The sequence below is a fragment of the Mesorhizobium sp. P3_A9 genome (assembly GCF_056402975.1).
Genome location: NZ_JBFUGJ010000267.1, coordinates 1 through 8,439, shown reverse-complemented (window position 1 = coordinate 8,439; position 8,439 = coordinate 1). Strand labels below are relative to the sequence as shown.

Below are 8,439 nucleotides of genomic sequence, written 5' to 3'. Positions count from 1 at the left end.
GTGCCGTGCCGATCCGCGGCGTGCGCGGCGACCTGCCGGTGCGCTTCGCGCCGGAGGGTGCTGTGCCCGGCGACCGCATCGTCGGCATCGTCCAGCCGGGCACCGGCATCACCATCTATCCGATCCAGTCGCCGGCGCTGCAGGCCTTCGACGACCAGCCGGAACGCTGGATCGACGTGCGCTGGGACATTGACGAACGCACCAAGGAACGGTTTCCCGCGCGTGTCTCGGTCACCGCCATCAATGCGCCGGGATCGCTTGCCGATATCGCCCAGGTCGTTGCGTCCAACGACGCCAACATCCATACGCTGTCGATGGTGCGCACCGCACCTGACTTCACCGAAATGCTGATCGATCYCGAAGTCTGGGATCTGAAGCATCTCAACCGGCTGCTGTCGCAGCTCAAGGACAATTCGAGCGTCAGCGACGCACGTCGTGTGAATGGCTGACGCAGCTGATCTATGAGGGGATAGGCGCAGATGAAGACCGATGAAGTGCTGGGCATTTTCCGCGAGGCGGGTGCTGTTCTGGAGGGGCATTTCATCCTGACGTCGGGCCTGCGCAGCCCGGTCTTCCTGCAGAAGGCACGGGTGTTCATGCACGCCGACAAGACCGAGCGTCTGTGCAAGGCGCTGGCTGAGAAGATCCGGGCAGCGGTGCCTGGCAAGATCGACTATGTCGTCGGCCCGGCGATCGGCGGCCTGATCCCGGCCTACGAAACCTCGCGCCATCTCGGCGTGCCGGCGATCTGGGTCGAGCGGGAAGGGGGCGAGTTCCGCCTGCGCCGCTTCGAGATCGCCAGGGGYGCGCGCGTCGTCATCGTCGAGGAYATCGTCACCACAGGCCTGTCKATCCGCGAGACSATCGAATGYCTGCGCGAGCTTGGCGCCGAGGTKGTGGCCGCCGCYTGCATCATCGACCGYTCGGCYGGCAAGACCCATGTCGGCGTGCCRYTGATCGCGCTCGCCGAATACGAGGTYCCGGCCTATCCGCCGGACCGGCTGCCGCCGGAGCTTGCCGCGCTACCGCCGATCAAGCCCGGCAGCCGCAACATTTGACCAGGCATGTCGCCCAAAAGTGTGCAGCGGTTTTGGGAGTGACGACATGCATGAAAGCAAATTGGTCGCGATGATCGTCGGCATCGATCATTTCGTGTTGACGGTGGCATCGCTCGACGCGACCTGCGGCTTTTATCAGCGCGTGCTGGGCTTTGAGCGCATCGATACGCCGGGCCGGCCGACAGCGCTGGCTTTTGGCAGCCAGAAGATCAATGTCCACGAAGTCCGCCATACTTTCGAGCCCAAGGCGAAGTCGCCGACACCAGGTTCGGGCGATTTCTGCCTGATCACCGAACGGCCGCTCGACGAAATCCGCGCTCATATCGAGGCGAATGGCGTGGTGGTGGAACTTGGCCCGGTTGAACGCGTCGGCGCGCGAGGTCCGATGATGTCGGTCTATTTCCGCGACCCGGACGGCAATCTGGTCGAGGTCAGCGAGTACCGGTCTTAGCCGCCAGCAAGGCCGGGCCTTTCGGCTAAGCGGCTGCCGTTTCCATAAATTCGCCGCGATTGTCCAATGTTCGATCCGAAGAATGCTTGGCCCGAAGGGGCGGCAACAAGCACGCGCCGCACAGACGGTGTTCGGTTGTTCTTGCGCCAGCGCGTCGCTATATCAACGTTGTGATTGCCATCGGGCGATCGTTAAGCGCAAGATGATGTATCTCACACCCGGCGGAAACTGCCGGCGCGAGAGTTGTGGAACGGGAACAGAGTGCTTTTTCGACGCCGCAAGCCTGATGGACTTCTCGAACGGGTGCGTACCTACCTTTGGCCGCGCCGCTCATTTTCGCGCTCGCTTCAGTACTTGTCCAAGCGCATCCTGCGGCTGAAGGCCACCCCGCACGCGGTTGCCGCCGGTGTTGCGGCCGGTGTCTTCGCCTCGTTCTTTCCCGTCGGTTTCCATTTCGTCATTGCCTTCGTCCTGTGCTGGGTGATCGCCGGCAATCTGGTGGCGGCCGCTCTAGGCGCTGTTTTCTTCGGCAATCCGCTGACTTTTCCTATTCTGTGGGGCGCATCCTGGGAAACCGGCAAGCTGATCCTGCACGATCGCCTGCCTGCACATGGGCCGCCGGCACATCTGGGCGAAATGCTGCACAAGCTTTCCTTCGCACAATTGTGGAAGCCCGTGCTTGAGCCGATGCTGATCGGCGCGATTCCGCTCGGGCTGGTCTTCGGCCTGTTATTTTACGGCATCACGCGCTGGGGCATGAACGCTTTTCGCGAGCAGCGGCGCAAGCGCCTTGCGGAGCGCGCGCATCGCCACGCGCAATCGTCCCATCCCGGCGGAAGCGTCGGTTCCGCCGCACAATGATCATCGGTATCGGCAGCGACCTGATCGATATCAGGCGCATCGAGAAGTCGCTGGAGCGTCACGGTCAGCGCTTCGTCCAGAGGATCTACACCGAGGTCGAACAGGCGCGTTCGGAGAACCGCCGTGCCCGTGCCGCCTCCTACGCCAAGCGCTTCGCCGCCAAGGAGGCTTGCGCCAAGGCGCTCGGTACCGGTCTGGCGCAAGGTGTCTTCTGGCGCGACATGGGCGTCGTCAACCTGCCCAGCGGCGCGCCAACCATGGCACTGACCGGCGGTGCACTGGTACGACTGCAAAAAATCCTGCCGAAAGGKCAYCGSGCGGCGATYCACCTSACMATCACSGAYGATTTYCCGCTCGCTCAAGCCTTTGTGATCATCGAGGCGTTGCCCGTCGAAGAAGCGCCACATTGATTGCATCTGACGACCGGCATTGACGTTGCCCAGCGCGCGCCGAGACTCTATACCATCCAACGCACAATCGAGGACGACATGAGCGTGGCTGAAAAATCTGAGAAGAAATCCGGCGGGCTTGGCGAAACCGTCAGCGTCATCGTCCAGGCGYTKYTGCTYGCSCTGGTCATCCGCACGCTGYTGTTCCAGCCKTTYTCGATCCCGTCGGGATCGATGCGGCCGACGYTTCTGGAAGGCGACTAYCTGTTCGTCACCAAATGGTCCTACGGCTACTCGCGCTATTCGCTGCCTTTCGGCCCTGACATTTTCTCGGGTCGCATCTGGGGCTCCGAGCCCAAGCGCGGCGATGTCGTGGTGTTCAAGTTCCCGCCGGACCCGTCCGTTGATTACATCAAGCGCGTCGTCGGTTTGCCTGGCGACAAGATCCAGATGAAGAACGGCCAGCTGTTCATCAATGGCGTCGGCGTGCCGCGCGTAAAGACCGGACAGATCGACAACCCCGACATCACCGAAATGCYTCAGCCGATCGATGTCTACCGGGAAACTCTGCCCAACGGCGTCAGCTACGACACGCTTGACCTCAATCCAAATTCGATTGGCGACAACACSCGTGAATKCRAYGTGCCGCCCGGCCACTATTTCATGATGGGCGACAACCGCGACAATTCCGCCGACAGCCGGTTCACCGTCGGCTACGTTCCTGCCGAGAACCTGGTTGGCCGCGCCAATCTCGTTTTCTTCTCGATCGCCGGCAAGGCAAGCCCGCTCGAAATCTGGAAGTGGCCGTCGCTGATGCGTGCGTCGCGCCTGTTCCACTTCGTCAATTAAGGATGGCAGCGGCGAAACGCCTGACCGCCGATGCGCTCGCCGAAGCGCTTGTGGAACGCACTGGCCATGCCTTTGCCGACCGCCAACGTCTGCAGCGTGCGCTGACCCATGCCAGTGCCCGTGGCGCCAATGCCGGCACCGACTATGAGCGGTTCGAGTTTCTCGGCGACCGGGTTCTCGGCCTTGTCGTTGCCGACATGCTGCTGGCCGCGTTTCCCGATGCGGCGGAAGGCGAATTGTCGCTGCGGCTCAATGCGCTGGTCAATGCCGAGGCGCTTTCGGACATCGCCGAGGATATCGGGCTGCCTGASYTGATCCGTGCYGGMTCGGATGTGCGCGGGCTCGASGGGCGCAAGCGCGTCAATMTGCGYGCCGACGCGTTGGAATCGCTGATYGCCGTGCTCTAYCTCGATGGYGGGCTGGAGGCGGCGAGCGCTTTCATCCACAAATACTGGCAGCCGCGTTCGCAGGCGTCGGGCGCGGCACGCCGTGACGCCAAGACCGAATTGCAGGAATGGGCGCATCAGGCGGCGAGTGCCGTTCCTGCCTACCAGATCGACAGTCGCGAGGGGCCGGACCACGATCCGCTGTTCACCGTCAGCGTCAAGGTTGGTGCATTTCAGCCGGCGACAGGCAGTGGCCGTTCCAAACGCGAGGCCGAGCAGGCAGCAGCGGCTGCCCTTCTGCTGCGCGAAGGTGTATGGAACGCGGCATGACGGATATCGAAACTGCTGAAGCCCCTGCCACCCATTCCGGCTTCGTCGCGCTGATCGGCGCGCCGAATGCCGGCAAGTCGACGCTGGTCAACCAGTTGGTCGGCGCCAAGGTGTCGATCGTCACCCACAAGGTGCAGACGACCCGCGCCATCGTGCGTGGCATCGCCACGCATGACAATGCGCAGATCGTCTTTGTCGACACGCCGGGCATCTTCAAGCCCAAGCGGCGCCTCGACACGGCGATGGTCACCACCGCCTGGGGTGGCGCCAAGGACGCCGATATCGTGCTTTTGCTGATCGAYGCCGAGCGSGGCATCMGSGGYGACGCCGACGCCATCCTCGAACGACTGAAGGATGTGCGCCAGCCGATGGTGCTGATCCTCAACAAGGTCGACCGGGTCAAGCACGAGGCACTTTTGGCGTTGTCGGCCGTCGCGAACGAGCGGGTGCCTTTCAAACGCACCTTCATGGTCTCGGCTCTGACAGGCTCAGGCTGCAAGGATGTTCTCGACTATCTGGCCGAAACGCTGCCTGCCGGTCCCTGGTATTATCCCGAGGACCAGATTTCCGACCTGCCGATGCGCCAGCTTGCCGCCGAGATCACCCGCGAGAAGCTCTATCTCAGACTGCATCAGGAACTGCCTTACTCTTCCCATATCGAAACTGAGAAATGGGAAGAGAAGCAGGACGGCTCGGTGCGTATCGATCAGGTCATCTATGTCGAGCGCGACAGTCAGAAGAAGATCGTGCTTGGCCACAAGGGCGAGACCATCCGCGCCATCGGCCAGGCAGCGCGGATGGAGATCGCCGGCATTCTCGAGCAGAAGGTGCATCTGTTCCTGTTCGTCAAGGTGCGCGAGAACTGGGGCGATGATCCCGAGCGCTACCGCGAGATGGGTCTCGAATTCCCACACTGAATGGACGGCAAGCTCACCATCGATACGGTTTTGGTCCGCCGGTTGGTCGCTACGCAATTCCCCCAGTGGCGGGATCTTGCCGTCAGGCCGGTTGCATCAGGCGGATGGGACAACAGGACCTTTCATCTCGGCGACGAGATGACCGTACGGCTGCCAAGCGCTGCCGCCTATTCCCTGCAAGTGGAAAAGGAACATCGCTGGCTGCCGAGGTTGGCGCCGCTGTTGCCGCTGCCCATTCCCGTACCGCTGGCGATGGGAGTTCCGGCCGAGGATTTTCCCTGGCATTGGTCCGTCTATGGCTGGATCGAAGGCGAGACCGCGAGGCGAGAGCGCATCGCCAACCTGTCGCAATTCGCCGAGGACCTGGCCGGGTTCCTGGTTACGCTGAAACGCGTCGATCCGACTGGCGGCCCATCGCCCGGGCAGCACAATTTCTTTCGGGGCGGACCGCTGACCGTCTATGACGGCGAGACAAGGCAAGCGATCGCCGCACTCGGCAACCGCATCGATTCAAGCGTAGCGAGTGCCGTTTGGGACGCAGCCCTTGCCGCGACCTGGCAGGGACCGCCTGTCTGGTTTCATGGCGATGTTGCCTCGGGAAATCTGCTCGTCGAGGACGGCCGCTTGAGCGCCGTGATCGACTTCGGCACCTCCGGCGTCGGTGATCCCTCATGCGACCTGGTGATCGCCTGGACTCTGTTCGAGGGCGAGAGCCGGGAGGTTTTCCGCGCCGATATAGCCGTCGATGATGCGACCTGGGCACGCGGACGTGGCTGGGCGCTGTGGAAGGCGCTCATCACCGTTGCCGGACATACGGACAATCAGGCCGAGGTCGAGAAATCTTGGCACGTGATCGATGATGTGTTGGCCGATCATCGGCACATGACGTGATGCAGCCGAGGCTACCTTTGCTGTTCAAGCGCGAGCAACACGCCATTGGTGAGGTGTTCCGTGTCGGTGGCGTATTCGAACGGAACGATTGTCGCCGCATAGTCGATCGGGGAGAAATCGGAGCCATCGGCGCTGATCAACGCGGCCTGCCGCCTTGCCGCTTGCATGTTGCCGAGTTGCGCATAGCAGGCGGCAAGCCGTGTTCGGATCCATGGCGTCGGCCGCGTCGCCAGTTCCAGCGCTTCGGCGGCCGTCCGGTACTCACCCAGCATGTAGAGCGCCAGTGATCGGTCGTATTGATACCAGTGCGGATTGAGTGGGTCGATCCTGATGGCGCGCGACAGCCAGGTGAGAGCATCGAGAGGCCGGCCGCGCATCGTCAGCAGGTGCCCCATCTGCTCAATGCATTCGGCATCGCCGGGATTGAGCTCGAGCGCGATTCGCAAATGATGCTCGGCCGCCTCATGATCGCGCATGCTGAGCCGCACCAGCGATTGGATGCGATGCGCCGTAGCCTGGTCGGGAGACAGTGCAATGCCCCGTTCGGCAAGGTCGCGGGCTTTCGCCAGCACGGCATTGCTGATGTGCCCGAATTCGCTGTTCAGCACATGCGACAGCGCCAGATAAGTATGGGCGAGGTCGTAGGCCGGATCCCTGGTGATCGCTGCCTCGAACAGTGCTGCCGCCCCTTTGAGGTCGCTTTGGGCCGGATCGCGCAGCAGGGCAACGCCGCGCAACACCAACTCATAGGCGGCCAAGCTAGTCACCGGCCGTCGCGAAGCGCGTTGCAGTCCGGCATTGTTGACCCGTACTACCAACCGGCCGACAATATCTTCGACGATGTCCTGCTGGATGGCGAAGAGCGCGGTATCCTCGGCCTGGTAGCGGTCGCCCCAGAGCTGGGTGGCGTTGGCGGCATCGACGAGATTGACCGCGGTGAAAATGCGCTCCGCCTGTCGCCGCACCGAGCCCTCGACAAGATAATCTGCGCCGATGCGGGAGCGTATGGCTGGCCATTCGGCCGGCGTATCGGATGCAAACGAAAAGCTCGAATTGCGCGCCAATACTGTCACCGTCCCGAAGCGGGCGAGGCCATTGATGATGTCTTCGGCAAAACCGTCAACGATAGCCTCATCAGCGGGATCGGCGCCATCATTGCGGAACCTAAGCACCGCCACGATCGGTTGCGCTCCGGGTTCGGGTGCCGCTTCCGTTTCAGGCACCAGCATGTAGCCGCGCTTCGACACCGTTCGCACCAACTCCTCGCCCAGCACCTTGCGGATTTCGCGCACCGACTGCGTCAGCGAATCCTCGGTGACGAAAACACCCGGCCAGACCGTGTCCATGAGTTCCGATTTCGGCACAACCCGGCCGATGTGGCGGGCGAGATGCGTGAGCAGCGAATAAGCCTTCGGCCGCAGAAAGGCCGGCTGATCAGCCCGGCTGAGCGTGCCTTTGCCCAGATCAAGCGTAAAACCGCCGAATTGAAACACCTGGTCGGTGGCCGAGACCGCCATCAAAAGGCCCGCTCCCTGAAAGCCGTGCCGATATTGGCCTATGGCTGAGGGGCTGGGTCAAGGGCTTGCGCATCTGCGCCGCCGGCGAAAGGATGCGGCGCCCGGCTTCGGACGCCGCGATCATCGCGAGCGGCCTAGACAGCGCCAGCGACGGCAAGTTGCGGCTTTGGCCGGCGGATGAAGCTTTCGGTGCCATAATGAGCGACGATGGCAATCGCGATGACCGCCCAAATCGCAACACCTATCCATTGCTGCTGCACATAGTCGCCGCCGGTGAACACCTTGCCGAGAAAGCGCACGCTGTTCTGATGCGTGACAYGCATGATGAAGGCGAGAAGCACACTGCCGGTGTTCTGATAGAGCCAGGTGAACACCACGCCCGCCAGCACGACGTTGATTGTGCTGTAGAGGCTGAGGTCGCCGACSAGRCCGAGCGGGAAGTGCCAGATGGCSCAGAYCACGCCGAGGATCAGGCTGCCMRTSAGTGCCGARTGRYTKGCRAGCAGMCGYGGCRYCGCAAARCCGCGCCAKCCSGGCTCYTCGCCRAGCGGACCGCTGAAGACGGCATAAAGTGCAATGATCGGCAGCATTTCGGACAACGCCGGAATATTGTTCCAGGCCGGTCCCCCTGAGCCAAACAGCGGATTGATCAGGATCGAGGCCAGCTGTGTTCCGAACGGCAGGCCGAACGCCACCAGGTACCATGTCGGGTGAACCCGCCACTTTACCATCGAGGCGAGGATGGTTTTGACGGAACCCCAGCCACCCGAAAGGGCCGCGACGATGAAAC

The 8,439-nt window shown here is 62.5% G+C and carries 11 protein-coding genes; 9 read left to right on the top strand and 2 right to left on the bottom strand.

The genetic code is table 11. The features are described 5' to 3' along the window. The 9 genes from AC1DX0_RS26495 to AC1DX0_RS26455 form a co-directional block, all read left to right on the top strand. Positions 1 to 449 (top strand): RelA/SpoT AH/RIS domain-containing protein (locus AC1DX0_RS26495; protein ID WP_477357393.1); only part of this gene is annotated, 449 nt, incomplete at its 5' end. Positions 450 to 479: 30 nt separating this feature from the next. Then, the gene (gene pyrE, locus AC1DX0_RS26490) at positions 480 to 1,058 is read left to right on the top strand and encodes an orotate phosphoribosyltransferase (RefSeq protein WP_477219451.1); all 579 of its coding nucleotides are present in this window, start codon (positions 480 to 482) and stop codon (positions 1,056 to 1,058) included. A gap of 70 nt (positions 1,059 to 1,128) precedes the next feature. Beyond that, the gene (locus AC1DX0_RS26485) at positions 1,129 to 1,509 is read left to right on the top strand and encodes a VOC family protein (RefSeq protein WP_477219779.1); all 381 of its coding nucleotides are present in this window, start codon (positions 1,129 to 1,131) and stop codon (positions 1,507 to 1,509) included. A 261-nt stretch (positions 1,510 to 1,770) separates the two neighbouring features. Then, complete coding sequence (locus AC1DX0_RS26480) at positions 1,771 to 2,370, top strand: DUF2062 domain-containing protein (protein WP_477219450.1); 600 nt, start codon at positions 1,771 to 1,773, stop codon at positions 2,368 to 2,370. Then, a complete protein-coding gene (acpS, locus tag AC1DX0_RS26475; protein WP_027045284.1) occupies positions 2,367 to 2,780 on the top strand; it encodes a holo-ACP synthase in 414 nt (137 codons plus the stop codon). The genes AC1DX0_RS26480 and acpS overlap by 4 nt, the downstream gene beginning before the upstream one ends. 78 nt (positions 2,781 to 2,858) lie before the next feature. Further along, positions 2,859 to 3,608 (top strand): signal peptidase I, encoded by a 750-nt coding sequence (gene lepB / locus AC1DX0_RS26470; protein ID WP_477357391.1) that lies wholly within the window; start codon positions 2,859 to 2,861, stop codon positions 3,606 to 3,608. Between the two features lie 2 nt (positions 3,609 to 3,610). Beyond that, positions 3,611 to 4,324, top strand: coding sequence for a ribonuclease III (rnc, locus tag AC1DX0_RS26465; protein WP_477357389.1), 714 nt, complete (start codon positions 3,611 to 3,613; stop codon positions 4,322 to 4,324). Next, on the top strand, positions 4,309 to 5,241 hold the full coding sequence (gene era, locus AC1DX0_RS26460; protein ID WP_477357387.1) for a GTPase Era: 933 nt from the start codon (positions 4,309 to 4,311) through the stop codon (positions 5,239 to 5,241). The genes rnc and era overlap by 16 nt, the downstream gene beginning before the upstream one ends. After that, positions 5,242 to 6,132, top strand: a complete 891-nt coding sequence (locus tag AC1DX0_RS26455; RefSeq protein WP_477219446.1) for an aminoglycoside phosphotransferase family protein — start codon at positions 5,242 to 5,244, stop codon at positions 6,130 to 6,132. An 11-nt stretch (positions 6,133 to 6,143) separates the two neighbouring features. On the opposite strand, the gene AC1DX0_RS26450 is transcribed toward AC1DX0_RS26455, so the two are convergent. After that, positions 6,144 to 7,649 carry a winged helix-turn-helix domain-containing tetratricopeptide repeat protein gene (locus tag AC1DX0_RS26450; protein ID WP_477219445.1) on the bottom strand — a complete coding sequence of 502 codons (1,506 nt, stop codon included), beginning with the start codon at positions 7,647 to 7,649 and terminating at the stop codon, positions 6,144 to 6,146. A 134-nt stretch (positions 7,650 to 7,783) separates the two neighbouring features. Continuing rightward, the coding region (locus AC1DX0_RS26445; protein ID WP_477357385.1) for a CPBP family intramembrane glutamic endopeptidase at positions 7,784 to 8,439 on the bottom strand (656 nt) is incomplete at its 5' end.